This is a genomic window from Piscinibacter sp. PDB1-1 (genome assembly GCF_056675995.1).
Window position 1 is genome coordinate 1,752,705 of sequence record NZ_JBWVZJ010000001.1, and the last position, 26,603, is coordinate 1,779,307.

Below are 26,603 nucleotides of genomic sequence, written 5' to 3' on the forward strand. Positions count from 1 at the left end.
GAAGAGCTTCTGTGGCAAGTCCTCGTTAGACACTAGCAATCTCCCTCGCTGGAATCGCCAAGTATCTGCCGGACATTGACATGGACCTACGATGCCTACCGCAATTGAGCTCCGGCCGTTTCGCCATAGCTACCCGTTGTCGCTCGCCGCTCATGGCCGAGACCGAGCGTCTGCGAATGCGCACTTAGAACACAGCGAAGCGCGAGCAGATCATCCAACCGCCAGACCACGCGGCGATCCGCAAGAGTTGGCTGGATCAGCGCGCCGTCAGCATGCCCTTCCGGTGACATGCAAACGAAGGGTCCGCTTTCGCGGACCCTCGGTTCTCCCACAGCGTCTGCGCGACGCGCTCAGTGATGGTGGTGCCCCCCCCTCGGCCTCGCCTGATCCGGCCGGCTGTAATCACACACCCCACCCGGGAAGATCTGCTTGAGCTTCGCCACCGCCGCCGCATTCGGCATCCACGGCGCATACGTCCCGTCGACCAGCGCACGCTCGACGGGCTTGAGCGCGCACTGGTAGATGCCTCCTTCGATCGGCGCACCGGCCACGGTGCGTGAGGTGCCGTAGATCGGGAAGCGCTGCGTGCACGGGCCGGGGGGCAGCGTGTCGAGGATGCCGTTCCAGGCGTCGTCACCGGCGTAGATCAGCTGGCCATTCACATCGAAGCAGCTGTCCACCGCGCGCGCCGGCCGGTTGCGTGCGATGCCCTTCTTCGGGTTGGCGCGGATGTTGGCCATCCACTCGTCCATCACCGCGATCGCGTCCAGCGACTGGCTGGCCTTGGGCTGGTCGGGTACGGTGTCGGTGAACCAGATCACCAGGTGGTCGGAGTTGCCCATCTTGTCCAGCACACGCTGGCGCACCGCGAACGACTGGTGCGAGTTGTGCATGTCGAGCTCGCGCTCCATGTACTGGCGGTGGTCGATGGTGGGCAGGGGGATGTCGCCGCTGAACACGTGGCCGGAGGTGTAGGCCGCGCGCATGGCGATCGGGTCGCCGGCAGTGCGCGGCGCGGGCTGGTCGGCTGCCGCGCTCAGGTTCATGTTGCGGCTGCTCCACGGGTCGAAGTAGCCGGGAATGGTGAGCGCCTTGTTGATCTCGGCCTGCGAGGTGCCGAAGAAGGGGAAGCCCTCCTGCACCATCGCGCTCGGGTGCTTCCAGCCGCCGACCTTGAAGTTGAGGTCGAGGAACTCGTCGGGCGTGATCAGGCCCGCCTTCAGCGAGCGCAGGCCGTACTGCACGCCGACGTTGTCCCAGGTCGGGCGCGCCGCGCCGGTGGCGTCGATGCCATAGATGTTGCGCAGGTCGTCGTAGTGCGTCCAGCGGATGGCGGCAATGTCGCTCTGCGGCTCGTAGAGCTGCTGGTTGGGCGCCTGCCCGTACCAGGGGTTCATCGCCAGCGGCGTGAGGCCGCGCCAGGCCGGCACGCATTCGGTGCTGCCCACGGCCGTGCTGTAGCCGAGCGCGGTCTTGAGCGGCGCCAGCGGGTCGTTGACCTTCGCGAAGCCTTCTTCGGCGTTCATGCCGACCAGCCAGCTGCGGTTCTTGGTGACGCGCCACTTCGGGTTGGCGCGGTCGGTCGCGTCCATGTAGTGCTCGAGCAGCTCGCAGTCGCCGACGTGGATGGTCTGCGTGACCATGTCGGGGTAGGACTGCACCGGCAGCGCGGCGTCCAGGATGCCCGGCTGGTTCTGCGCCAGGATGTACTGCTGGATCGCGCCGCCCGAGCCGCCCAGGCCGTAGGTGTAGAGCGGCACGCCGTATCGCTCGACGAAGCGCTCCTTGGTCATCATGGCGGTTTCGGCGGCCAGCTGCAGGTTGTAGTGCGTGCCGGTGTTATTGCCGCTCGAATGCACGATGGCCGTGCCGGTGCGCAGGATGTCGGGGTTCATCGCGCCGCTGTGCAGCGTGCCCTGCGTGTGGCCGATGGCCACGCCGCCCTGGAACCAGTACTGCAGGCGCTTGTTCCACAGGCTCAGGTCGGGTGCGGCCGGGTTCTCGCCGCGGGGCGCCAGCATTGCGAAGCTGTAGAGGAAGCGGTTGATGGTGCCGCGCTCCTGGCGCACGATGAAGTCGACCTCGCGGCCATCGGCCAAGGTGGTCTTGGCCAGGTCCGGCGGCGTGGAGCCGTCGGTGGGCAGCGGCTTCCACTGGTTGCCGGTGCTGCGGTACGAGTAGCTCACGAAGGTCTCGATCGCGCAGGTCTTGCTGTAGCCGATCTTGGTGCCGCCGGCGTCGACGACCGGGATGCCCGGCGGCGTGGCCGACTCGACCAGCGGCTGTTTGCCCACCGCGCCTTGGGTGGTGGTGCAGACGAAGGGCTGCTGCTGCGGGCCCGAGTAGATGGGGCCGGTGATGGGGTAGTTGGTCAGTACGAGACGGTCGCGCACGAGCAGGCCAAGCAGCGGGTGGCCCTTGAGCCGCACCTCCAGCGTGTTGCGGCCATCGACCAGGCCGGTGACCACGCCTTCCAGCCCGTTGGCGGCGGGGGCCAGCACGCCGGGGGCGCGCTTGCCGTTGACCCACAGCTCCAGCTTGTCGCGCAGGCCGGGCGCGGCGCGCACCGCGATGCGCGCATCGCCGCCCGACACGTACTGCGGCGGGCTGGAGAGCACGCTGAGCTCGACCGGGCCGAGGTGGGTGTCATGGTCGTTGCGGCCGCCGCGGTCATCATCGCGGCCGCTAGAGCTCAAGGCCTCTCGCTGCGACGTTTCGCCGGCGGCCTGCATGCTGGCATCGGCCTGGCTGTCGTCGCTGCCGCCGCCACACCCGGCCAGCAGCAAAGCCGTGGCCGCAGAGACGGCCTGAATCTTCCATGGGTTCATGGGTGCTGTCTCCTCTCGCCCCGGGGGCGCTGGTTGTTTGTTCGCGTCGCCAACCCGGCGGCGCCGGGCGACGCTCACAGTAGCCCCGTGGGCGGCGGCCGCCTACCGGGTTTACGCAGCCCCGAGCCCAGGCGCCTTGGCCCAGGTACGTCAGCACGCGCGTGCGTTTCGCAAGCGCGGGTTGGCGCCGCAATCAACCCGTGCGCTTGCGGCTGCGCGCCACCTTGTGCAGCAGCTCGACCAGCATCGCCCGCTCGGCGGCGCTCAGGGCGGCCAGCGCATCGCGCTCGCCTTCGAGCAAGCGGCTCAGCGACTTGCGCGCGAGCGTCGCACCGGCCGGCGTGGCGCGAATGTGCTGCGCCCGCGCATCGGTGCTGCTGCGCTCGCGCTTGATCAGACCGCGCTTTTCCAGCCGGTCGATCCACACCGTGATGTTGGGCGGTGTCACCGCCAGCGCCTTGGCGAGCTGGCGCGCCGACACGTCGGGGTTCTCGTGGATCAGGCTGAGCATCGTGAACTCGACCGGCCGCAATTCGAACGGCCCACCCACCTGATCGGCGAACACCTGCATGGTGGCGATTGCGGCCTGCGCCAGCTGGTAGCCCACCACATGGTGCATGCCGGCCTCGGTCAGCCGGGCCAGGGGGGTGTGGTCGTCGGTGTGTGCGCTCATCGCGCGATTGTCGCGTGGCGCTGCATGGTGAATGCTCTGACGCCCCTCCCTCGGACAAGTGCATCCGTTGAATCAATGTGAAGGCGGCCTGCAGAGCGGGATAACCCGGTCACACCAGCAAAACTGCTTAACTACATTAACTATTCAAGCGGTTGCGATCGACACAAGAAACACCGCCCCAGGAAGCAAACACACCCGGAGACTTGCCCGATGAAATGGACCACCTTGCACAGCCGCGCGCTCACGCTCGCCTCGCTGCCCCTGCTGTTCGTCGCCACCGCTTGCGGTGGTGACGACGACGAAGAACCCGCGACGCTGCCTCGGCTGAGCGCCGCCACCCCCGCCAGCCTGTCGGGCACTTGCGCGGCGCTCGCAGCCCGGCTCACGACGCTGGCCAACACCACCATCACCGCCACGACCGACGTACCCGCCGGCACCTTGATGGTGGCCGGCCAACAGGTGCCGCAGCATTGCCGCGTCACCGGCTCGATGTTCCAGCGCGTGGGCACCGACGGCAACAACTACGCCATCGGCTTCGAGATGCGTCTGCCCAACGCCTGGAACGGCCGCTTCTTCTACCAAGGCAACGGCGGCATCGACGGCAGCGTCGTCACAGCCACCGGCGCGGTGAACGGCGGCGGCGGCCTCACCCACGCGCTGGCCATGGGCTTCGCCGTGATCAGCTCCGACGCCGGCCACGCCGGCTCGCTCGGCCCCAACTTCGGTGCCGACCCACAGGCGCGGCTCGACTACGGCTACCAGGCTGCGCAGAAGCTCACCCCCATGGCCAAGAGCGTGATCACCACGGCCTACGGCAAGGGGCCTGACCGCTCGTACTTCGGCGGCTGCTCGAACGGCGGGCGCCACACGATGATCGCGATGAACCGCCTGGCCACCGAGTACGACGGCTTCCTGGCCGGCGCGCCGGGCTACCGCCTGCCGCTGGCAGCCATCGCCAACATCTTTGGCGCGCAGCGCTATGCCAGCGTGGCCACCGACCCGACCAACCTCGCCAGCGCGTTCACGCCCGCCGAGCGCACCACCGTCGCCAACGGCGTGCTCGCCAAGTGCGATGCGCTCGATGGCGTGACCGACGGCCTGGTGCAAGACGTCGAAGCCTGCCGCACCGCCTTCAACCTCGCCACCGACGTGCCCACCTGCACCGGCGCACGCGACGGCACCTGCCTCTCGGCCGACCAGAAGACCGCCATCGCGCCGATCTTCAGTGGCGCCGTCACGAGCAGCGGCACCAAGTTCTACGCGAGCTTCCCGTACGACCCGGGCCTCGCCGGCGGCGGCATTCCGTTCTGGGAGTTCACTGCGCCGGTGGCGCTCGACAGCGGCGGCGTGGGCATCATCTGGAAGATGCCGCCGGAGGCGGTGGCCGGCTTCAACGGGCCGGCCTACGCGCTCGGCCTGAACATCGCCGATGCCATCGCGGCGGTGAACGCCACCAGCGCGACGTACACCGAATCGGCCATCAGCTTCATGACGCCGCCCGACCCCACCAACCTCGCCACGCTGAAGAACCGCGGCGCCAAGGTGATGGTCTATCACGGCGTGGCCGACCCGATCTTCTCGGTGGACGACACCAAGGCCTGGTACGACGGGCTGCGCGCCAACAATAACGGCGACGCCGGCAACTTCGCCAAGTTCTACCGCGTGCCCGGCATGGGCCACTGCTCGGGCGGCCCGGCCACCGACCAGTTCGACATGCTCACGCCGCTGGTGGCCTGGGTGGAGCAAGGCCAGGAGCCGAACGACATCACCGCCACCGCGCGCGGCGCCGGCAATGCCGCCGGCGTGAACGCCGACGTGCCGGGCAGCTGGGCCGTCAACCGCACCCGCCCCCTGTGCGCCTACCCCAAGGTTGCGCGCTACAAGGGCAGCGGCGACGTGAACCTGGCGGCGAGCTTCGCCTGCCAGTGACGTCAAAGCAACGGTGGCCCGGCGTGGCCGCCAAGTTGTACCGCGCTTCGCGCCCCGTCATCGCAGCCGGGGCCGAGCGCAGGCAGGCCCTCGCTATGCTCGACAGGCGTTGCACACCCCCATCGTGCGGCTATGCCGCAACGTCCGATGTGGCTATAACGGCAACAGCACCGGATTGAATCTCGCAGCCCTCGGCGGCTGCCAGTGAGTTGTCTCCTGGGTCCATCACGGACCTTGGTTTATGGCCCGCACTCGTTGCGGGCCATTTTTCTTGGTGCCGGCTGTCTCAATGAGGGCCGTGGTCAGGCGCGGCGCGCCCCGGTGTCTTCGACGACGTCGCCGTCTTCCTTGGTGAATCTCGGCAGTCTGCCCACCGGCAGCAGTTCGAGCACCGCCTCGGACGGGCGGCACAGCTTCGTCCCGAGTGGCGTGACGACCACGGGCCGGTTCATCAGGATCGGGTGCTGCACCATGAAGTCGAGCAGCTGGTCGTCGCTCCACTTCGAGTCAGCCAGACCCAGCTCGGCGTAGGGCGTGCCCTTCTCGCGCAGCAGGGCACGCACGGGCTCGCCGGCGGTCGCGACGATCTCGCGCAGCGCCGCCTTGTCGGGCGGTGTCTTGAGGTACTCGACGACACGCGGCTCGATGCCCGCATGGCGGATGAGTGCGAGCGTGTTGCGCGATGTGCCGCAGGCAGGGTTGTGGAAGATGGTGATGTTGGTCATGCGTGTCATGCGTGCGTCTCCTGCGTGCGTCTCATGCTTGCGTGTGATTCATGCGGGCGGGTGCGCTCGGCGCCCCCGCATCTTCGAACAGACGGTGAATATCTTGGCGAGGTCGGTGACATGGATGTGAACATGAAATCGCTCCATCGTGATCTCCTGGGGTCGAGCTGAAAGGGCCAGCAACGGCGGACAGCCGCGGCGGGCTCCACGGCGCAGGCGGTGGCTGAGCAGGACCATTGCCCCCAGGCCAGCGGCGCGAGCGGCCGCGCCAGACAATGTGCGAGCCCCGCCCCTGTCTGTCCGTTCGCCCGCTTCATGTCGTCTGCCCCGTTCTCGATGCGCCGCATCGCCCTGCCGGCGTTCGGCCCCTCGCTGCTGTTCGGCATTGGCGAAGGCGCCATCCTGCCCATCATCCCGCTCACCGCGCGCGAGCTGGGCGCCTCGGTGCCCATGGCGGCGCTGCTGGTCGGGCTGATCGGCATCGGCTCGCTCATCAGCAACATCCCCGCCTCGCTGATCACCATGCGCCACGGCGAGCGTTGGGCCATCGTGGCGGCAGCGGCGTGGGCCATCGTTGCGGTGCTGCTGTGCATGGGCACCGGCTGGTTGCCGGCGTTCGCGCTGGGCTGCTTCATGGTCGGCATGTCGCAGGCGGTGTTCAGCCTCGCGCGGCAGAGCTACCTGGCCGAAGCGGTGCCGGCCTCTTATCGCGCCCGCGCAATGTCCACGCTCGGCGGCGTGATGCGCATCGGCATGTTCATCGGGCCGTTCATCGCGGCGGCCACCATTCACCAGTTCGGGATGATGTCGGCCTACGTGATCGCGGTGGTGGCGTTCATCGGTGCCGGCGTGATTGCGGCACGCCTGCCCGACCTGCCCACGCACGCGGACACAGCCGCGGCCGGCGTGGCCGCGCCCACGATTCTCTCCACGCTGCGCGACCACCGCCGCGTCTATGCCACGCTCGGCATCGGCGTGATGCTGGTGACGGCCGTGCGCGCCTCGCGCCAGGTGGTGATCCCGCTGTGGGCCGATCAGCTCGGGCTCGCGGCGTCGGTCGCGTCGCTGATCTACGGGCTCTCGAACGCGATCGACATGCTGGTCTTCTACCCCGCCGGCAAGGTGATGGACCAGAAGGGCCGCCGCTGGGTGGCGGTGCCTTCGATGATCATCATGGGCACCGCGCTTGTGCTCACACCGCTCACGCACGGCGCGACGACGCTGCTGATTGCCGCGATGGCCATCGGCTTCGGCAACGGCATCGGCTCGGGCATGGTGATGACGCTCGGCGCCGATCACTCGCCTGCGGTGGGCCGCGCGCACTTCCTGGGCGTGTGGCGGCTGATGGTCGACCTGGGCGCCACCTGCGGGCCGGCGCTTTTGTCTGCCGTGACGGCCGCGCTCTCGCTGGGCGGCGCCATTGCCGTCACCGGCCTGCTGGCGTTCGCCGCAGCGGCGCAGCTGGCGCGGTGGATACCGCGCCGCCCGTCATAGCGCTTTCAGCGCCGTGCTTGCCGGCGGCTGGGCTGCATGGCCTCGGTGGGCCAGCCGCAATCTGCAATCAGCGCGGTCCGGATGACAGGCTTGGCGGGCTGCGCCGCAGCGAGCAGGCAGGCGGCACTCTGGTTGACGTCGTCCCGGGCTGGTGCCTTGGATTGCGCTTTCGCGCCTGTCTTCACAAGTGATGGCTTCACGGGGGATCGCATGTTCGTCATAGAGGGGCGGCATTGTAGGGACCCCCTCGTCAGCCCCGGTTTGCGCGTCAGCGCAACTCAGCGTGGCGCCGTCTTCTGCCCGCACATCGCACGCGCATCCGATGCCGCCTGCGCAAGGCAACGCGCTTCGGCGTCATCGACCGTGCCCGTGCCGCCTTTCGATTTGCCAGGCTTGAGGGCCACCGGCTTTTGCCCGGTTCGCCCGAGCGGGATCGCCACCTGCGGCACGGCCTGGACCGGGCCGCCCTCGTCGACGGGCACGCGTGCGCTGTCGAGCGATCGGCTGGTTGCGTTGGTCGGCGCGGTGCGGGTCGGTGGCTCGGGCGGTGCACGCTTGGGCGCAGGCGCGCTGGCCGCGCTGCGGGCAGGCGCAGAGGCTTGCTGCTGCGCGACCGCGCTGGTGCACAGGCCCAGAACGACGGTGGGTATCCAGAACATCGGCCTCATGCATCATCCCCTGTTTGTTGACGCGCCGATCATGCCCGATGCGCGGCCGATCAAGCCGGGCGTCTAGGGCCTGTTCACACTAAATGAGCCCCCACGCCAAGGCCTGTGGGCGTGGACGGCAAGGCGCGGCCGAGGCCGTGTGCCCGCGGCACACAACGAGGCTGCAACGCCGCCGTGCGCGCCCACAGGCCTTGGCCCTTCGGGTGATCTCATCAAAAGCCCGCCCATAGCGTTGCAAATGCTCGCTGTAGCAAGTGCTACAGCTGCGCTTTGCGCCTCGTTGGCGGGCTTTTGATGAGTCACGTGGGGGCTCATTTAGTGTGAACAGGCCCTAGTCGTCGTCGCGCGGCTTGTACTGCTGTATCAACGCTGCCTGCTGGTTCGGCGGCACCGGGTCGTAATGACTTAGCTCGAGCGTGTAGCGGCCTTCGCCACCCGTCAGGCCGTTGAGCTGCGTCTGGTAGGCCGAGAGCTCCGCTAGCGGCGCGACACCGCGCACGACGATGCTGCCGTCCATTTGCGTCTGCGTGCCATTGATCTGCCCGCGCCGCGCGGCGAGGTCGCCGGTGATGTCGCCCAGGCTTTGCTCCTGCGCGGTGATCTCCAGCTTGACGATGGGTTCGAGGACGATGGGCCGCGCCTGCATCACGGCGTCGATGCAGGCCTTGCGGCCCGCAACGATGAACGCGATCTCCTTCGAGTCGACGCTGTGGTGCTTGCCGTCGTGCACCGTCACGCGCAGGTCGTGCACGGGGTAGCCGGCCAACACGCCGCCTTCGAGCGCCTGGCGCACGCCCTTCTCGACCGCAGGGATGAACTGCCCGGGGATGGTGCCGCCCTTTACCGCATCGACGAACTGGAAGCCCTCGCCGCGCGGCAGCGGCTCCACGCGCAGGAACACCTCGCCGAACTGTCCCGCGCCGCCCGTCTGCTTCTTGTGGCGGTGGTGCCCCTCGGCCGAAGCGGTGACGGTCTCGCGGTAGGCGATGCGCGGCACACGCGTGAGCACATCGCAGCGGTGCACTTCTTTCATGCGCTCGATCAACGTGCGCAGGTGCAGCTCACCCAGGCCGTAGACGATGGTCTCGTTGGTGGTGGCCGCGTGCTCCATGCGCAGGCACGGGTCTTCGTCGACGAGCTTTTGCAGGATCTCCCAGAGCCGCTGCTCGTCGCCGCGCCGCTTGGGCTCGATCGCCAGGCCGTGCACAGGCACCGGGAAGGGCAGCGGCTTCAGGTGCAGGTGGTCGTCTTCGGCGGCGTCGTGCAGCACGGCGTCGAAATGCAACTCGTCGACCTTGGCGACGGCACACAGGTCGCCCGGCCCGGCGCGCGGCACCTCCACATGGTCCTTGCCCTGCAACATGAAGAGGTGGCCCACCTTGAAGGGCTTGCGCCCATCGCCCACGTAGAGCTGGCTGTCGCGGGTGACGGTGCCCTGGTGGATGCGAAACACGCCCATCTTGCCCACGTACGGGTCGTTGGCCACCTTGAACACATGCGCGATCACGTGATCGGCCGCATCGGGGCGGGCCTGCATGGGCTTCGCGCCTTCGCCCTCTCCCACGAGAAACTGCGGCGGGTTGCCCTCGGCGGGGTTGGGCAGCAGCCGCTCGATCACGTCGAGCAACTCCTTCACGCCGGCACCCGTGCGCGCCGACACGAAGCAGATCGGCACCAGGTGCCCCTCGCGCAACGCCTGCTCCAGCGGCGCGTGCAGCTCGCGGGGGTCGACATCGCCATCGGTGAGGTAGCGGTCGACGAACTCGGCGTCGACCTCGACCACCTGCTCCACCAGCGCGCGGTGCGCCTGCGCAACCGACGAGAACTGCGTGGGCCGTTTCGGGTCGTCGGCGCTGTTGAAGAAACAGTCGAGCACCTCGGCGCCCTTGGCCGTGGGCAGGTTCAGCGGCAGGCACACCTTGCCGAACACCGCCTGCAAGCGTTCGACGAGTGCACCGCAGTCGACATCCTGCGCATCGATCTTGTTGACGACGATGACGCGGCACAGGCCGCGCTGGCCCGCCCAGTCCATCATGCGCAGCGTGGTCTGCTCGATGCCCGATTGCGCGCTCACCACGATGGCCGCCGTCTCCACCGCTTCGAGCGCCGAGAGGGCGTGGCCCACGAAATCGGCATACCCCGGCGTGTCGACGAGGTGGATGAACGATTCGCCGTGCCGCATGTGCATCAGCGAGGCCTGCAGCGAGTGCAGCAGGCGGCGCTCCATCGGGTCGTGGTCGGACACGGTGGTGCCGCGCTCGACCTGCCCCGCAGCGCCGAGGGTGCCGGTGCGCACCAGCAACGCCTCGCTCAGGCTCGTCTTGCCGGCAGCCGTCTGGCCCACCAGTGCCAGGGTGCGGATACGGGCAATGCCCGTGTGATCCGTGGAGTGGGAACTCGGCATACCGACACCTCCGGCGCAGCGCGCATCTCAGACGGGAGAGAAGTACGGAAACGAGTCCTCGCGCGTCTTTCCTTGGCAGAACGGGCGCGGCGGGGGCCAGGGGGCATAGCCTACGGGATCGGTCGCCCCGAGGCAACGCGGGTCTTGCGCAGCCCCCGGACTGAGTCGTGCGGCCGGCTCAGCGGCCCATGCGGCGGTTGTAGGCGCTGGTCCAGCGATCGGCCAGCGTGGGATTGGTTTCGGTGGAAGTGGGTGCGCTGAACTTGACCTGCAGCGAGTTGTCGGCTTGCGGCACGAGCGAGATGGCGACGGGCGCACCCGCCTTGCTGCCGGTGATGTGGCCGGACGCGCGGTCGGCGCTGGAGACCTGCACGCCGACGTCGTTGGCGGCACCCAGGGCGGCGTCCCACGAGCGATCGAAGCTGGCCGGTGCGCCGGCATAACCATAGGGGTAAGGGGCAACGACGCACGCCGAGCTGATCACGGCAGCAGCGACGAGCGCGAATGCGAGGCGAAGTTTCATGGTGCGGCTCCGGGTGGGATGGATCGGCGCATCGTAGCGCCGCCGATCCCGCGGCAAAAGCCCCGCCATCGCGTCGATCAGGCGCGTGCGCCCCGCCCCAGGTTGGCCGCGACCAAGGCCGCCCCCAGCGTGACCAGCCACGAGAAGTACACCCACAGCAAGAACACCGGCAGCACCGAGAACGCGCCGTACACCGCCTTGTAGGTGGGGATCTTGAGCACGTAGCCGGTGAAGCCGCGCTTGCCCAGTTCGAGCACGATGCTCGCCAGCAGCGCACCGACCAGCGCATCCCGGCGCCGCACGCGCGTGTTCGGCAGGTAGTAGAAGAGCGCGCCAAGGCACACCAGGCTGAGCAGCGCCGGCCCCATGTTCAGTACCAGGCGGGCCGAAGGTGGCAGGCTCGCGATCCAACCCATCGACGCCCCGACGAGAAACGACGTGGCCCACAGGCTCACGCCCAGCGCCGCCGGGCCGAGCGCGATCATCAACAGGTACGAGCCCACGCGCCTGGCGAAGGGACGGTTCTTCTTCACACTCCAGATCTGGTTGAGCGCGTTCTCCACCGTGAGCATCAAGGCCACGGCGGTCACCAGCAGGAAGCACGAGCCCACGAGCGTGAGGCCACTGGCATTGGCCGCGAACTGGTGCAGGTGCTTGAGCACCGTGCGCGCCATGTCGGCGGGCAGCATGCTGCGCAGCAGGTGTTCTTCGAGCGCAACCTCGAAGCGGTGGAACGCCGGGAAGTGCGTGAACAACGCAAAGCACACCGTCAGGAACGGCACGACCGACAGCACGGTGGTGAAGGTCAGGCTGCCGGCCACCTGGGGCAGGCGCTCCTGCCGCGCGCGGCGCACGGTCAAGCGGATCAGCTGCAGCATGCGCCCTTCGTCACCGCGCAGCGCGGCCCGCAGTGGCCGGTTCTACTCGCACCTCAGAAGCGCCAGGTCAGGCCCACGGCGGGGCCACTGAAGCGCAGGTCCTGGATCAGCTTGTCGCTGCCCTGATCGAAGGCGATCTCGCGCCAGATCACCGACACCTCGCCCCACTCGAAGCCATAGCCCAGCCCGACGAGCGCCTGCCAGGTGGTGGCCGAACTGCCAGCGCCGACGTCAAGGTAGTAGGGCACGAACCATTGGTGGCGGTCGCCGAAGAAGAGACGCCCGCGCACGCCGATCACGCCCGTGACGAGCGTCTCGTCGGCCGACACCGAGCCGGTGCGGCTGAGGTTGAAGCCCGTGCCGGGGACTGCGGCATCGAGCACCCAGTCCATGCTGGCCTCAAGGTGCAGCAGGCGAAGGCCGGCGAGCAGGTCGACGTAGGCGTGCTCGCTGCGCCAGGTGGTGTAGCTGCCGATCAGCGACCACGACCACCCTTTCAGGTCGGTGTGCGTATCGAGATTGCGATCGCGCGGGATCGGGATGGCGGCACCCAGGCCGCCGACCGATGTGATGTGTGAGCCCTGGCTGCCGAAGTTGAGATAGACCAGATCGCTGGAGATCGCCCACTCATCCATGCGCGCCTCGCCATTGAGCATCAGCAAGGACTGCAGGTCCTCGAGGTAGCTGTGCGGGCCGACGTCCCCCTCGACGTTGTCGCCCGAGCCTGGCGGCAGGCTGTACTTGAACGTGGCGTTGACGTTGGGCATCCAGAGATAGGGCGTCAACGCGAAATGCCACTGGCCATCGTTGACGGGCGGCGCTGCATGGGCCGTGGCCAGGCACGCAAAAGATGCGACCGCGGCCAGCATGCGGCGCAGGGCCGGGCCGGGCGATGGCACAAGGGATCGGGTCATCAGGGCCTCCTCGAATCGGGGCGACGATAGCGCAAAACGATGGCTAGACTGCGTGCGGCAAGTGCCTCCCGACCGTGCCTGCGAGCCTCTTCCGCGACTTACGCCATGAACACCAGCAACTCCATCCGATTCAACGACGGCGCCGCCTACGAGCGCTACATGGGCGTGTGGAGCCAGCTCGCCGGCGCGAACTTTCTCGACTGGCTTGCGCCGCCACGCGGCTTGCAGTGGCTCGACATCGGCTGTGGCAATGGCGCCTTCACCGAGATGCTGATCGAGCGCTGCCAGCCGTCGTCGGTGCACGGCATCGACCCCTCGGAAGAACAGCTCGCCTATGCCCGCTCCCGCGAGGCGCTGCGCAGCGTGGCCTTTCAGCAGGGCGACGCGATGGCACTGCCCTACGCATCCGGAATGGTCGACATGGCCGTGATGCCGCTCGTGATCTTCTTCGTGCCCGACCCGGCCCAGGGTGTGGCCGAGATGGCACGCGTGGTCCGCCCGGGGGGCAGCGTGTGCGCCTACGCATGGGACATGCCCGGCGGCGGCTTTCCGTACGAAGCGCTGCTGTCGGAACTGCGTGCATTGGGGCTGGCCGTTCGGTCTCCGCCGAGCCCGCAAGCCTCGCGCATCGACGTCATGCAAACGCTCTGGGCACAGGCCGGCCTCGAAGACATCCGCATGCGCGAGATCACCGTACAGCGCCACTACGCCGGGTTCGACGACTTCTGGGCGACCGCGATGGGCGCACCGAGCGTGGGCAGCACCCTCGCCGCGATGGCACCGGACGAGGCCGCAGCCTTCAAGGCCCGCCTGCGCGCGCGGCTGCCTGCCGAAGTGGCAGGCCAGATCACCTGCAGCGCCCGCGCCAACGCCATCACGGGTCGCGTGCCGCACTGAGGCGACGGCGGACAAGCGCCTCAGCCGATCACGCGATCGACCCAGGCGGCCAGGTCGGCAAAGACGTCTGCCCGATTGATCTCGTTCAAGACTTCGTGACGCGCGCCGTCGAACACGCGCACCGTCAGGTCGCGCAGGCCCGCCGCGCGAAACCGCTCGACCAAGGGCGTGAAGTAGGCCAGGTGGCGGTGCATCGCGTCGTCACCCCCCACGCAGAAGTACAGCGGCAGATGCGCCGGCAGCACGCGCCACGCAGCCTCGGCGATGGTGCGGCGGTAGGCCGCGTACATGCTCTTGCGCGAGACCGGGTGCAGCCGAAAGCCACACAGGGGGTCGGCGATGTACGCATCGACCTGCGTCTCGTCGCGGCTCAGCCAGTCGAAGGGCGTGCGCCGCGCCACGGCCGGCGCCGGGCTCGCGTCTGCCAGTTTCCAGGCCGACGCCGCACCGGCCTCGGCGAGATCGAGCGCAATCGTGCCCACGAGCGCCGCACCGCGCAGGCGGTGTGCGTGGTCCAGCAGATAGACCTTGACTGCGAACGACCCCATGCTGTGGCCGAGCAGGATGTGCGGCAAGCCAGGGTGGCGCATGGCGGTGTTGTCGCTCACCGCCACCATGTCGCGCACCAGGCCGTCGAACCCGCGCGGGCCGAAGTCGCCCAGCGCGTTGCGGCGCGCCGCTTCGGCCCCGTGACCGCGGTGCTCGTTGGCCACCACCACGCAGCCGATACCCGCCAGCACCTCGGCGAGCGGGTGATAGCGCTGTGCATGCTCTCCCATGCCATGCGCGATCTGCACCACGGCACGCGGCACCGCCGCCACGGGCTGCCACTCGAACACCTCGATCGGCTGGCCGTCGTCGGCGTTCAGCGTGTGCCGGCTCGCGTGCATCACCATGCGGCGATCAGGAAACGTGCGTCACGGCCCACAGCCACAGCGGCGCCGTGAGCGCGAAGGCGAAGGTCGAAACCGCGATGGTCGCGGTGGTCTCGCCTTCTTGTGCCGCATAACGCTGCGCGAAGATGAGCGCGTTGTTGCCCGTGGGCAGCGCCGCCGCCATCACGACCACCGACAAGGGCAGGCCCGACAGCCCGAACAGCCAGTGGCCCACCACCAGCACGGCCGCCGGCAATGCCACGAGCTTGAACACCGAGAGCATCACCGCGCCGCGCGCCGCCTCGCGCAGACCGTATTGCGCGAGCGACAGGCCGATCAGCACCAGACACAGCGGCACCACGGCCTGTCCGAGCTGCAGCAGCATCTCGTCGATCACGGCCGGGGTCGGCGAGCCCAGCGCGTTCCACACCAGCCCGGCGAGGATGGGCAGCACCACCGGGTGGATGATGGTCTTGCGCGCGGTGTCGGCCAGCATGCGGCCCACGTGCGCGTCGGCGAGTCCCTCGCGGGCGCGGGCACGCGCCAGGTCCATCTCGACGGCCGCCGTGAGGATGCTCAGCAGCACCAGTGCATGCAGGCTCACGATGGTCACGTGGATCGACAGCCCGGCCTCGCCGAACATCGCCGCCGCCATCGGGATGCCGAGCTGCACCGTGTTGCCGAACGAGCCGGTGATGGCGCGCACCGCCGGTGCCGCGGTCGGCAGGCCAGGCTGTTTGCGCTGCCACACGTAGAGCGCCAGCATCAGCACGACCACCGGTACGAAGAACACCGCCAGCGTGCCCCAGGGCAGCGTGGAGAACTCGATGCGCGAGGTGGTGCGAAACAGAAGTGCCGGCACGAAGATGTAGAACGCCGCGTAGCTGAGCACGCGCGCCGGGTCGCCCCCACCCAGCCAGCCTTTGCGGCCGACCACGTAGCCGATCACGACCACACCCATGATGGCCAGAAGCTTGAAGAGGATGGCGGTGAACATCAGAGAGCGCTCGTCCGGAGTGGCCGGGCCGGTTCAGGAGTCCGAAGGCTCAAGGGAAGTAGTAGTTGATGTAGACGCCACCGTGACTGCCGTTGACCTGCGGCAGGCGTGGGAAGGTCTTGGAATCGAATCGCTCGGACACGTACCGCAGCTTGATGCCCAGGCTGCGCAACGCAAAGAACTCACCTTCGATCACGGCACCGTAGGCCGACTTGAAATCTTCGTCGGCGGCGTAGTACTGGCCGTCGCCGCCCGCACGCAGCGTCGCCTTGTTGGTGTAGCGCAGGCCGCCACCGAGACGGAACCAGTCGGTCAAGCGGAAGTGACCAAGCAGCTCCACAGGGTAGCGCTCGAATCGCACGTTGCCGTTGTCGCCGCTGGCGCGGTCCACGTGATACCCCACCAGAAACTGGCCCGAGAACAACTCGCTGAACCCCAGCTCGATGCCGGCGTTGAATGCTACGAGGCCCCCCGCGCGGACCTCGGCTTCATCGGGGCCGTAGTCGCTCGGCTCGTATCGAACCGTGGCGAGCGTGTCGCCACCGAAGGTGATCCCGCCACCGACCACGCCGCGCACCTCCACGGCTTGCGCCGCGCCCCCTGAAACCGCCAGCGCAAGCACAGACATCAGCGCCGCACCAGCCATCAACTTCTTCATCACGAACTTCCCGACAGACGTAAAAACGGGCCCCACCGTGGGGCCCGCGAGGGATTTTGCCGCAAGGCCCGCACGGTGCCGAGCCGCGCTACGCGGCTTATTTGGCACCGACCGCCCCGGTGCCGGCTTACTTGGTGGCCACCTTCTTGGCAGGCACCTTCTTGGCCGCCACCTTCTTCGCTGCCACCTTCTTCGCAGCCACCTTCGTCGCCGGGGCCTTTGCCGCAGGCGTCTTCTTGGCAGGTGCGGGTGCGGCCTCGTCCACACCCTTGGCTGCGGCCGCCTTGGCGGTCTTCGCCGACGGCGCCTTGCCCGCGCGCGGCTGGAACTCGAAGATCACCTTGCCTTCCTTCTTGTCAAAGGCGAGGAAGGCCTTGAACTTGCGCCGCGTCTTGTTGGAGACGAAGTTCTCCAGCAGGTCGGTCTTGCCGGTGCTGAGCAGCTTCGTCATCTGCTCGCGCGCCACCGGCTGCTGCAGGATGATCTTTCCGCTCTTGAAGTCGCAGGTCACGGCTGCGCCCACGGCGTGCTCGCACACGTAGCTGGTGCCGTGCTCGTACACATGACCCTGGTCCTTGGGGCAAGGGCCGAGCGACTCCTGGCCCGAGAAGTCGACCGGCTCGCCGGATTCACCTTCCTTCTTGGCGTCTTCGCCGAAGTCGAACTCGAGCTTCCAATTCTTGATCTCGTCGTCGAACACCAGCTTGAGTTCGGCCGTGAAGGGCCAACCCGCCTTGGAGCGGAAGCCCTCCAGGGGGCCGATCTTCTTGTGGGCCAGAAACTCTTCGACCTCGTGCAACTCGAAGCTGCGCCCGCCGGGGATCTTGCCGATCGAGAAGCCGCATCCTTCACTGTTGTCGGATTTGCCCACGCAGGTGAAGCGGCGGTAGTTCTCCTTCACGACACCGCCGCAGTTCGGGCAGGGTGTCTTGAGGGTGGCGTAGTCGCCCGGGATGGTGTCGCGGTCGTATTCCTTGGCCTTGGCCACGATGCGCTGCGTCATCGCAGCGATCTCGGCCATGAAGGTGTCGCGGCTGAGCTTGCCCTTCTCCATCTCGGCGAGCTGGTACTCCCAGTTGCCGGTGAGCTCGGGCTTGGTGAGGTCTTCCACGCCCAGGCCGCGCAAGAGCGTGGCGAGTTGAAAGGCCTTGGCGGTGGGCACCAGTTCGCGCCCGTCGCGCAGCATGTACTTCTCGAGGATCAGGCCTTCGATGATGGCCGCGCGCGTGGCTGGTGTGCCGAGGCCCTTTTCCTGCATGGCCTCGCGCAGCTCGTCGTCTTCGACCAGCTTGCCGGCGCCTTCCATGGCCGACAGCAGCGTGGCCTCGGTGTAGCGCGCGGGCGGCTTGGTCTTGAGTGCGTTGACGTCGACGCTCTCGGTACGCACCTTCTCGCCCGCAGCCACGGCCACCAGGTTGGCGTCGTCTTCCTGCGCCTCGCGCCCATAGACGGCCAGCCAGCCCGGCTTGACCATCACCTTGCCATTGGTCTGGAAGCTGTGCTCCTTTCCTTCGACGTTCACGACCGAGATGCGCGTCGTGACCTGGAACTCCGCCGGCGGGAAGAACACCGCCAGGAAGCGCTTGACCACCATGTCGTACAGCTTGGCCTCGATCTCGCTCAGGCTGCGGGGCGCCTGCAGCGTGGGGATGATGGCGAAGTGGTCCGACACCTTGGCGTTGTCGAAGATGCGCTTGTTGGGCTTGATGTAGCCCTCCTTGATCGCCTTCTTGGCATGCGGCACCAGTTCGCGCAGCGGGCCGGGCAAGTCTTCGCTCGCGATCATCTCGACCGTGTTCTTCACCACCGCGACATAGTCTTCAGGCAGGTGCTTGCTGTCGGTACGCGGGTAGGTCAGCACCTTGTGCTTTTCGTACAGCGCCTGCGCGATCGACAGCGTGGTCTTGGCCGAGAAGCCGAAGCGCGAGTTGGCCTCGCGCTGCAGGGTGGTCAGGTCGTACAGGCCCGGTGAGCTCTGCGTGCTGGGCTTGCTCTCTTCCGTCACGGTGGCGGGCTGCCCGCGCGACGCTTCGGCGATCGCGTGCGCGGCCTGGGCGTCCCACAGGCGGTCGGCGCGGGCCTCGGGGTCGTCGGGGTTCTTCTTCCACTTCGGGTCGAACCATTTGCCTTCGTATTCACCAGCCTGGGCGGCGAAGCTCGCCTTGATCTCCCAGTAGTCGCGCGCCACGTGCTTGCGGATTTTTTCTTCGCGCTCGACCACGATCGACAGCGTGGGCGTCTGCACGCGGCCGACGGTCGTCAGGAAGAAGCCACCATCGCGCGAGTTGAAGGCCGTCATGGCGCGCGTGCCGTTGATGCCGACCAGCCAGTCGGCCTCGGAGCGGCTGCGCGCGGCCTCGGCCAGGCCTTGCAGGTCGGCGTCGGAGCGCAGATGCTCGAAACCGTCGCGGATGGCCGCGGGCGTCATGCTCTGCAGCCACAACCGCTTGACCGGGTGCTTGCTCTTGCTGTGCTGCTGGATCAGCCGGAAGATGAGTTCCCCCTCGCGCCCGGCGTCGCAGGCGTTGATGAGTTCGCTCACGTCCTTGCGCTTGACGAGCTTGACGATGGCGTTCAGGCGGCCCTTGCTCTTGTCGATCGGGTTCAGATCGAAGTGCGGCGGGATCACCGGCAGGTTGGCGAAGCTCCACTTGCCTCGCTTGACGTCGAATTCCTCCGGCGCCTTGATCTCCAGGAGGTGGCCGACGGCCGAGGTGACGAGGTGATGCTCGCCTTCGAAGTACTCATCGTGCTTCTCGAACTTGCCTGCGACGGGCGTGAGCGCGCGCACGATGTCCTGTGCGACCGATGGCTTCTCCGCAATGATCAACGCTTTGCTCATGGCTCTTTCTATGTGTTGCGCTCGATGGTTCGGCGCTCTCTCTACAATCCGGGCTTCTCGCGCGTATACGCGTGCACGCACACACACGCGGGCACACGCGCACCCATGAATTCAATGTACCCAAAGACGCCGATGACGCAAGCCCGCGCCGACAAGACCGAAAGCCACGCCCCTGTTGAAGCCAGCGAAGCCGGTACGGGCAAAGCGAAGCCCAAGGCGGCAAAGAAGGCCGACCAAGCCACGGAGAAGAAGGCGGACAAGAAAGCCGACAAGAAGGCCAAGGCTGCCCGAAACATCGAGGTGCGGCGCAGTGGCGTACACGGCAAGGGGGTTTTCGCGGTGGCGCCCATCCGCAAGGGCGAGGTCGTCATCGAATACAAGGGTGAGGTCATTTCCTGGAAGAAGGCGCTGCGCCGCCATCCGCACGACCCGAAAGACCCCAATCACACCTTCTACTTCTCGCTCGAATCGGGCGATGTGATCGACGCCAAGTACGGCGGCAATGCCGCGCGCTGGATCAACCACGCCTGCAAGCCCAACTGCGAGTCCGACGAGATCGACGGCCGTGTCTTCATCAAGACCTTGCGCAAGATCGAGCCGGGCGAAGAGTTGTTCTACGACTACGGCCTGAACATCGACGAGAAGTACACCAAGAAGCTCAAGAAGGAATACGAGTGCCGCTGCGGCGCCAAGAAGTGCCGCGGCACGATGCTCGCGCCCAAGAACTGACGCTTCCCGCCCGCCGCCATGACTGAACCTCTGAACTGGGGCGCCGAATCGCTGTGGCAGCAGTTGGAGCCGCTGCTGCCGGGCCTGTCGGTCGAGGTGGTGGCGCGCAGCGCCTCCACCAACACGGCCTTGCTCGAACGCGCGCGCGTTCGCGTCGAACCGGCAACCGACGCCCTGGTGCAGGTGCGCCGCAGCATCGAGAGCACCGCCTTCGGCCGCCGCGCCGCCGACGTGCAACCCTGCCTGCTGGTGGCCGAGCACCAGACCGGCGGGCGCGGGCGCATGGGGCGGGCATGGCAGTCGACCGCGGGCGCATCGCTCACGTTCTCGCTGTCCTTGCCGATGAACCCGGCCGATTGGTCGGGCCTGTCGCTGGCCGTCGGCGTGGCGCTGGCCGATGCGCTCGACCCCCAGGCCCAGCCGGGCAAGCCGACGATCGGCATCAAGTGGCCGAACGATCTGTGGCTGATGGACGCCGATGCCCCGGCCGATGAATCGGCACCCATCGGCCGCAAGCTCGGCGGCATCCTCATCGAAACAGTCATGGCGGGTGCGCGCCGGCTGGCGGTGGTGGGCGTCGGCCTGAACGTCTGGCCACAACCGACCGACGAATTGAGCAGCGGCTTCGGTTGCCTGCAAGAGATCGATCCGAACGTGAGCGCGCCGGGTGCGCTCGCCAAGATCGCCGAGCCGCTGGTGCGCGCCCTGCATACCTTCGAGCGACATGGCTTCGCGCCATTTGCCGAACGCTTCGCCGCGCGCGACCTGCTGCGCGGCCGCGCGATCACCACCACCCTGCCCGACCTGCCCAGCGGCGTGGCGCGTGGCGTCTCGCCCCTGGGCACCCTGCGCGTCGAAACCGACAGCGGCATCTACGACGTCAGCAGCGGCGAGGTCAGCGTGCGCCTGGAGCGCGGCGGGCCCGATTCGGGGAGCGGCACCCTATGCTGAGGCTGATCGTGCTGGCGCTCATTGCGGCCAACCTCGGCTTCTTCGCCTGGACCCAGGGCATGCTCGACGGCGTCGTCGGCGCGCGCGCGCTGGGTGATCGCGAGCCCGACCGCCTGCAGCGCCAGGTCCACCCGGAGAGCATCCGCGTGCTGCCCGCGACCCCCTCGCCCGTGGCCGCGGCCACCACCGAACAGGCGCCCATCTGCCTCGAATCCGGCCCGTACACGCCGGCGCAGATCGGTGCGGCCGAGAGCGTGCTGCAGACCGTGCTGCCGGCGGGCAGCTGGCTGTCGCTGAAGACCGAGACGCCCGCCGTGTGGATCGTCTACATGGGCAAGTACCCCAATCGCGACGCGCTGCAGAAGAAGGCCGACGAGTTGAAGCGTCTGAAGATCCCGTTCGAAGAGGTGCACGGCACCAACCCCGAACTCGACGATGGCCTGGCGTTGGGCCGTTACGACAACCGTGCGGCGGCCGAGAAGGCCCTGGCCAACGTGAGCCAGCAGGGCGTGCGCACGGCGCGTGTGGCCACGCTGACACCCGTGTCGATCACCCACACACTGCGCGTCGAACGCGCCGACACCACCTTGCAGGCGCGCCTTGGCGGCCTGCGGGCCGAGGCGCTACAGGGCAAGCCTTTCGCGCTGTGCCCTGCCAACCGGCCCTGAACCTGCCTTCACGCTCGCGCTCGACAGCGCCGCCAGGGCCAGAACGCCCATCGCCAGCCCCGTGAGCCACACCCACCCGAGCGCGCCCCCGCCGCTGTCGGTGGAGGCTGTCGCCGCGGGCGCTGCGGCGGTAGCGGGCAGTGGCGGCGGGTTCATCGCGTAACGCAACGCACCGGGCGCGTCGGCGATGCCGGCGCCGCAGGTGCTCGTGGTGCAGGTGCAGTCGGATGGGTGGCTCGTCGAGCACTGCGGCACGCCGGGCACGGCACTGTGCGGCCGCGCGCTGGAACGCAGGCCGTCGATGAGCTGCGCCACGCTGAGTTCGGGGTTGGCGCTGAGCATCAGCCCGGCAATGCCCGCCACCACGGGCGCGGCGAAGCTGGTGCCGTACACATTGGCGTAGGTCTCACCCATGGGTTCGTGCACGCCCGCGTTCCACAAGGTGAGCAGCCCGTCATCGGTGACCGGGTCGCCCGAGACGGTGGACACCACCACCTGGCGCCCGAAGTTGGCATACGAGGCCTTCAGTCCATCGCGCCGCAAGCCCCCGACGGCCACCACTCCTGCGCAACTCGCAGGACGGTTCACGGACCCGGCATCGTTGCCGGCGGCGGCCACGACGAGCACCCCATGCGCGGTCAGTTCGTTGATGGCGTCCTGGTAATGCGCATTGCAGGCCGCGTTGCTGCCGAAGCTGATGCTGATGATTCGCGCCGGATGGGGGTTCTTCGGCACGTTGGCCACATCGAGGCCCGCCGCCCAGCGCATGCCGTCGACGATGTCGGCGACCGACGCCCCGCACTTGCCGGCCACGCGCACGGGGAGCACCTGGGCCGCCCAGTTGATGCCCGCCACGCCCAGGTTGTTGTTGGTGCCGGCGGCCAGCAGCCCGGCGATGGTGGTGCCGTGCCATGAACTGGCCGACTGCTCCTGGCAGCTTTGAAATTCGGCCTGGGCGAGATCCTGCTGATCGACCCAGTCACCGGGGTCGGACGGATCGGGGTCGCGGCCATTGCCGTCGTTCGCGAACGCGACGTCGGAGACGAAGTCGTAACCCGGCAGCAGGTGCCCGTTGAGCTCGGAGTGCGACGTGACGCCGCTGTCGAGCACGGCCACGACGGCGCCTGCACGGCCTGTCTGCGTGGCCCAGGCGGTCTGGATGTCGGGCAGGCCGGCATCGAGCGCCGCCGTGCTGCGCGCACGCAGCCACCACTGCTCGGTGAAGAGCGGGTCGTTGGGCACCTCGAGGCGCCGCTCGCGCTCGTTGAGCACGACCCACTCCACATCGCCTTGCTCACGCAGGCGCGCCGCCATCTGCTCGGCTTCGGTGTGCGGGAGCATGCGGTTGAAGAGCAGTCGGTGCGCTGCCCGCCCGGCGGGCAATGTGCGGGCCTCGCTCATGCGTGCCGACTGCAGGGTGCGACGCAGGCGGTCGGGTGTGTCCGATGCACGCTGCGTGACGGCGGATGCCGCGGCCCCAGCTGCCGCAGGGGCCTCCTTGAACTTGATGATCAAGCCTGCCACGGGCGCATGGGCTGCGGCCTGCGCAGCCCCGACGAGAAAGAGGCCCATACACACTGCCAGGGCCTGGCGAAACTTCAAAGACAACAACATCTAACGAACAACCACTTCAACGAAAGCGCTTCAACGAGCACGGCGCCGCGAGGGGCTCCACAGGGCAACCACGGCGGACAACAAGAGCAACAACCACATCGGACCGAGCGCGCCCCCCCCACTGTCACCGCCGCTAGAACCCAGCGGTGCCGGCGGCGCCTCGACCACATCCACCGCACGGTCGGTGCTCGACTGCGCCCCACTGCTGTCGGAAACGCTCAAGCGCACGACGAAGCGGCCGGGGCCGCTGGGCGTGGCTGTGGCAGTGGCCCCGTTCGGCACCAGAGCGCTGACGATGCCGCCGCCGTCGAGCAGTGTCCATTGGTAGGCGCCGAGGCTGCGCGGGCTCAGTACGTAGGAATTCGCTGCGCTCAGCGTGAGACCCGCCGCCGCGACGGGCGCCTCGTTGTCGAGCGTCACGCGCGCCTGAAGGCCACGCATGGCAGCGCCGACCGCGGCACCCGCATCGAGCATGCCCGCGCCGCAGGTGGCCGAGGTGCAGTAGCACTCGAGTTGTTCGACGCTGTTGGGCGCGTGGCAAGCCACGACGTCGGCATCGGAGCCGCTGCTCGGGAAGCTGCGCGCACTGCCTTGCAGGGCCGCTTTCACGTCGGCGGTTGTCATGTTCGGCTGGGCGGACAACATCAGCCCGACCGTGCCCGCGACCAGAGGGGCGGAGAAGCTGGTGCCGTACGAGGCGTCTGAGCCGCTGCCGGTGTAAGCCGAGCTGTTCGTGACGGGCGTGGTCGACCCCGTGTTGGTGCTGGTCAGGATGGGATAGAGGCACGCGCCGGATTCATTGACGCAATTGCCGGCCGGCGCGCTGATCGCCACCTGCGGCCCGACGTCGGCGTAGCCGACCTTGCTGCCGGCATGCCGCACCCCCGACACCGCGATCACACCCGGGCAGTTGGCCGGCGCCGACACCGCATGTCCGGCGCTGTTGCCCGCCGAGACGACGATCACGGTGCCGCGGGCGGTGATCTCGTTGACCGTGTCGACATAGATCCTCGAGCAGGCACCCGCCCCACCCAGGCTCATGTTGATGACCTTGGCCGGGTTCGGATTGGCGGGTGCGCCATCGACCGGCAGCCCGGCCGCCCAGCGCATGCCGGCAATGATGTCGGAGTCGTAGCCGCCGCACTTGCCCAACACGCGCACCGGCAGCACCCGCACCGTGCGGCCCACGCTGGCCATGCCCACGCCGTTGTCGGTGACGGCGCCGATCAACCCCGCCGTCTGGGTGCCGTGCCAGCTGCTGCCGGCGACGTCGCAGGTTTCGAACAGCGGGTCGCGCGTTTCGGCGCTGCTGACCCAGTCGCCGGGATCGCTGGCGTCAGCATCGCGGCCGTTGCCATCGTTGGCTGTGCGGAAGTCATCCCGATCGAGTGCGTCGGAGCTGATCATGTCGTAGCCCGGCAGCAGATTCGCGGCCAGGTCCGCATGGTCGTAGCGCACGCCGGTATCGAGCACGGCCACGACCACGCTCGGGCTGCCGACGCTCAGGTCCCAGGCCGCTTCGGCGTTGATCGCCGAGCGCGCGACGGAAGTCGGCGCCCGCAAATACCACTGCCCCACCGCCGGCCCATTGCCACCCAGCCCCGCGGCATACCGCGGATCGTTGGGGGCGGCGAATGCATGGCGGCGCTGATCGGGCACGGCGTACTCGACGTCGCTCTGAGCCGCCAGGCTGCGCGCTAGCTCGGCCGAGCTGATGCCACGAGCCTTCACGACCTGCGTCTGAGCGCTGAGCGGCGCCCCGGCAAGGAGCGTGCGCCCCATGGACTGGCCGAGCGCAGCGGCACGCTCGGTGGGTGTCGTGAGCGTGGTGGCTGACACCGTCGCCCCGCCGGATGCCGAAAGCGCCTGGCGGCGCCGCGCAGTTGCCCCGTCCTTGAACTTGACGATCACACGCGCCTGCAGCGCCGCATCGGCCGACACAGCCTGCGCGCGGGCAGGCAGCGACCACGTGGCCGTGGCCAGGGCGAGCGCGCCCATGGCAATCAGGGCGGACCGGGCTTTGAACATGTGGGCTCCTGGAAGGCGCGCGGGGGTGGGGGAACTGGATGGCGTCGATTGGAGTGCCGCCGGCCGAAGGCGTTCACTGCACCCACGGCTTTTTCGCTCGGGAGGCGGCGGGCATGTCACCGGAAAACCGCCCGCTGCGGCATGAGCAAGCTGGGTGCCGCCAGTGTAGGCAAGCCGCCGTACAACGCGCCACACGGAATTTCCGGGTCACTCATTGAGACGTTTGGTTGCATGGAGCACCACCAGAATGCAAAAAAGGCCTCTTGCGAGGCCTTTTGAGAAACGCTTGGGGCGCCGGGTCGGTTTACTTGGCGATGACGCGAACCATCTCCAGCACCTTGTTCGAGTAGCCCCACTCGTTGTCGTACCAGGACACGAGCTTGACGAAGGTGCTGTCGAGCGCAATGCCGGCTTCGGCATCGAAGATCGAGGTGCGGGGGTCACCACGGAAGTCGGTCGCGACGACTTTGTCTTCGGTGTAGCCCAGCACGCCCTTGAGCGCACCTTCGGACTGCGCCTTGAACTCGGCACAGATCTCCTTGTAGGAGGCTTCCTTGACCAGTTCGACGGTCAGGTCGACCACCGACACGTCGGAGGTCGGCACGCGGAACGACATGCCGGTCAGCTTCTTGTTCAGCTCGGGGATCACCACGCCCACGGCCTTGGCGGCGCCAGTGCTCGACGGGATGATGTTCTCGAGGATGCCGCGGCCGCCGCGCCAGTCCTTGTTGCTCGGGCCGTCGACGGTCTTCTGCGTGGCGGTGGCGGCGTGCACGGTGGTCATCAGGCCGCGCTTGATGCCCCACTTGTCGTTCAGCACCTTGGCCAGCGGGGCCAGGCAGTTGGTGGTGCACGAGGCGTTGGAGATGATGGCCTCGCCCTTGTACGACTTGTCGTTCACGCCGTAGACGAACATCGGCGTGTCGTCCTTCGACGGGGCCGACATCACGACCTTCTTGGCGCCGGCGGTGATGTGCGCCTGCGCGGTTTCCTTGGTCAGGAAGAGGCCGGTCGACTCGACGACGATGTCGGCGCCGACCTCGTCCCACTTCAGCTCGGCCGGGTTCTTCACCGCGGTCAGGCGGATCTTCTGGCCGTTGACGATCAGCGTGTTGCCGTCGACCTTCACGTCGCCGTCGAAGCGGCCGTGCACGCTGTCGTACTGCAGCATGTAGGCCAGGTAGTCAGGCTCCAACAGGTCGTTGATGCCAACGATCTGGATGTCGTTCTTGAAGTTCGCAACCGCTGCACGCAGCACCATGCGCCCGATGCGGCCGAAGCCGTTGATGCCGATCTTGATGGTCATGT

At 68.0% G+C, this 26,603-nt stretch carries 22 protein-coding genes; 6 read left to right on the forward strand and 16 right to left on the reverse strand.

Annotation, left to right across the window (positions count from 1 at the left end; genetic code table 11):
* Positions 1-350 precede the first annotated feature (350 nt).
* Both AC1KAR_RS08115 and AC1KAR_RS08120 read right to left on the reverse strand, forming a co-directional pair.
* Positions 351-2,828: a DUF6351 family protein gene (locus tag AC1KAR_RS08115; RefSeq protein WP_480316304.1), complete on the reverse strand. Its 2,478-nt coding sequence runs from the start codon at positions 2,826-2,828 to the stop codon at positions 351-353.
* Positions 2,829-3,021: 193 nt separating this feature from the next.
* A complete protein-coding gene (locus tag AC1KAR_RS08120) occupies positions 3,022-3,501 on the reverse strand; it encodes a MarR family winged helix-turn-helix transcriptional regulator (RefSeq protein ID WP_480316306.1) in 480 nt (159 codons plus the stop codon).
* A gap of 210 nt (positions 3,502-3,711) precedes the next feature.
* Here AC1KAR_RS08120 and AC1KAR_RS08125 point away from each other — a divergent pair, with 210 nt between their 5' ends.
* Positions 3,712-5,430 carry a tannase/feruloyl esterase family alpha/beta hydrolase gene (locus tag AC1KAR_RS08125; protein ID WP_480316308.1) on the forward strand — a complete coding sequence of 573 codons (1,719 nt, stop codon included), beginning with the start codon at positions 3,712-3,714 and terminating at the stop codon, positions 5,428-5,430.
* Positions 5,431-5,732: 302 nt separating this feature from the next.
* On the opposite strand, the gene arsC is transcribed toward AC1KAR_RS08125, so the two are convergent.
* Positions 5,733-6,155, reverse strand: a complete 423-nt coding sequence (arsC, locus tag AC1KAR_RS08130; protein ID WP_480317799.1) for an arsenate reductase (glutaredoxin) — start codon at positions 6,153-6,155, stop codon at positions 5,733-5,735.
* Between the two features lie 315 nt (positions 6,156-6,470).
* Between arsC and AC1KAR_RS08135 the strand changes: the two genes are divergently transcribed.
* Entirely contained in the window at positions 6,471-7,649 is a 1,179-nt protein-coding gene (locus AC1KAR_RS08135) for an MFS transporter (protein WP_480316310.1), read from the forward strand.
* 5 nt (positions 7,650-7,654) lie between these two features.
* Here AC1KAR_RS08135 and AC1KAR_RS08140 read toward each other — a convergent pair whose 3' ends face one another.
* From AC1KAR_RS08140 to AC1KAR_RS08165, 6 genes are all read right to left on the reverse strand, one after another.
* Positions 7,655-7,849, reverse strand: coding sequence for a hypothetical protein (locus AC1KAR_RS08140; protein ID WP_480316312.1), 195 nt, complete (start codon positions 7,847-7,849; stop codon positions 7,655-7,657).
* 78 nt (positions 7,850-7,927) lie between these two features.
* Complete coding sequence (locus tag AC1KAR_RS08145) at positions 7,928-8,317, reverse strand: hypothetical protein (RefSeq protein ID WP_480316314.1); 390 nt, start codon at positions 8,315-8,317, stop codon at positions 7,928-7,930.
* A gap of 331 nt (positions 8,318-8,648) precedes the next feature.
* Positions 8,649-10,721 (reverse strand): elongation factor G, encoded by a 2,073-nt coding sequence (fusA, locus tag AC1KAR_RS08150; protein WP_480316316.1) that lies wholly within the window; start codon positions 10,719-10,721, stop codon positions 8,649-8,651.
* Positions 10,722-10,899: 178 nt separating this feature from the next.
* The gene (locus tag AC1KAR_RS08155) at positions 10,900-11,244 is read right to left on the reverse strand and encodes a hypothetical protein (protein WP_480316318.1); all 345 of its coding nucleotides are present in this window, start codon (positions 11,242-11,244) and stop codon (positions 10,900-10,902) included.
* A 77-nt stretch (positions 11,245-11,321) separates the two neighbouring features.
* The gene (locus AC1KAR_RS08160; RefSeq protein WP_480316320.1) at positions 11,322-12,122 is read right to left on the reverse strand and encodes a YihY family inner membrane protein; all 801 of its coding nucleotides are present in this window, start codon (positions 12,120-12,122) and stop codon (positions 11,322-11,324) included.
* Between the two features lie 53 nt (positions 12,123-12,175).
* Positions 12,176-13,036, reverse strand: a complete 861-nt coding sequence (locus AC1KAR_RS08165) for a hypothetical protein (protein ID WP_480316322.1) — start codon at positions 13,034-13,036, stop codon at positions 12,176-12,178.
* 105 nt (positions 13,037-13,141) lie between these two features.
* Here AC1KAR_RS08165 and AC1KAR_RS08170 point away from each other — a divergent pair, with 105 nt between their 5' ends.
* On the forward strand, positions 13,142-13,933 hold the full coding sequence (locus AC1KAR_RS08170; protein ID WP_480316324.1) for a class I SAM-dependent methyltransferase: 792 nt from the start codon (positions 13,142-13,144) through the stop codon (positions 13,931-13,933).
* A 20-nt stretch (positions 13,934-13,953) separates the two neighbouring features.
* Here AC1KAR_RS08170 and AC1KAR_RS08175 read toward each other — a convergent pair whose 3' ends face one another.
* From AC1KAR_RS08175 to AC1KAR_RS08190, 4 genes are all read right to left on the reverse strand, one after another.
* Entirely contained in the window at positions 13,954-14,829 is an 876-nt protein-coding gene (locus AC1KAR_RS08175) for an alpha/beta fold hydrolase (protein WP_480316326.1), read from the reverse strand.
* A 7-nt stretch (positions 14,830-14,836) separates the two neighbouring features.
* Entirely contained in the window at positions 14,837-15,805 is a 969-nt protein-coding gene (locus tag AC1KAR_RS08180) for an AEC family transporter (protein ID WP_480316328.1), read from the reverse strand.
* Positions 15,806-15,854: 49 nt separating this feature from the next.
* Entirely contained in the window at positions 15,855-16,463 is a 609-nt protein-coding gene (locus AC1KAR_RS08185; protein ID WP_480316330.1) for a hypothetical protein, read from the reverse strand.
* Between the two features lie 127 nt (positions 16,464-16,590).
* Positions 16,591-19,305 carry a DNA topoisomerase III gene (locus AC1KAR_RS08190; protein WP_480316332.1) on the reverse strand — a complete coding sequence of 905 codons (2,715 nt, stop codon included), beginning with the start codon at positions 19,303-19,305 and terminating at the stop codon, positions 16,591-16,593.
* A 132-nt stretch (positions 19,306-19,437) separates the two neighbouring features.
* Here AC1KAR_RS08190 and AC1KAR_RS08195 point away from each other — a divergent pair, with 132 nt between their 5' ends.
* Genes AC1KAR_RS08195 through AC1KAR_RS08205 form a run of 3 tightly spaced genes read left to right on the forward strand, consistent with a single transcriptional unit; the run spans position 19,438 to position 21,653 of the window.
* Positions 19,438-20,034 (forward strand): SET domain-containing protein, encoded by a 597-nt coding sequence (locus AC1KAR_RS08195; protein WP_480316334.1) that lies wholly within the window; start codon positions 19,438-19,440, stop codon positions 20,032-20,034.
* 18 nt (positions 20,035-20,052) lie between these two features.
* A complete protein-coding gene (locus AC1KAR_RS08200) occupies positions 20,053-20,985 on the forward strand; it encodes a biotin--[acetyl-CoA-carboxylase] ligase (RefSeq protein WP_480316337.1) in 933 nt (310 codons plus the stop codon).
* Positions 20,979-21,653 carry an SPOR domain-containing protein gene (locus tag AC1KAR_RS08205; protein WP_480316339.1) on the forward strand — a complete coding sequence of 225 codons (675 nt, stop codon included), beginning with the start codon at positions 20,979-20,981 and terminating at the stop codon, positions 21,651-21,653. The genes AC1KAR_RS08200 and AC1KAR_RS08205 overlap by 7 nt, the downstream gene beginning before the upstream one ends.
* Here the strand turns inward: AC1KAR_RS08205 and AC1KAR_RS08210 are convergent.
* The 3 genes from AC1KAR_RS08210 to gap all read right to left on the reverse strand — a co-directional run bounded on the left by AC1KAR_RS08210 (position 21,609) and on the right by gap (position 26,601).
* Entirely contained in the window at positions 21,609-23,267 is a 1,659-nt protein-coding gene (locus tag AC1KAR_RS08210; RefSeq protein ID WP_480316341.1) for a S8 family peptidase, read from the reverse strand. The genes AC1KAR_RS08205 and AC1KAR_RS08210 overlap by 45 nt on opposite strands.
* 30 nt (positions 23,268-23,297) lie before the next feature.
* Positions 23,298-25,295 (reverse strand): S8 family serine peptidase, encoded by a 1,998-nt coding sequence (locus AC1KAR_RS08215; protein WP_480316343.1) that lies wholly within the window; start codon positions 25,293-25,295, stop codon positions 23,298-23,300.
* Positions 25,296-25,599: 304 nt separating this feature from the next.
* Positions 25,600-26,601 carry a type I glyceraldehyde-3-phosphate dehydrogenase gene (gene gap, locus AC1KAR_RS08220; RefSeq protein ID WP_480316345.1) on the reverse strand — a complete coding sequence of 334 codons (1,002 nt, stop codon included), beginning with the start codon at positions 26,599-26,601 and terminating at the stop codon, positions 25,600-25,602.
* Positions 26,602-26,603: the final 2 nt, after the last annotated feature.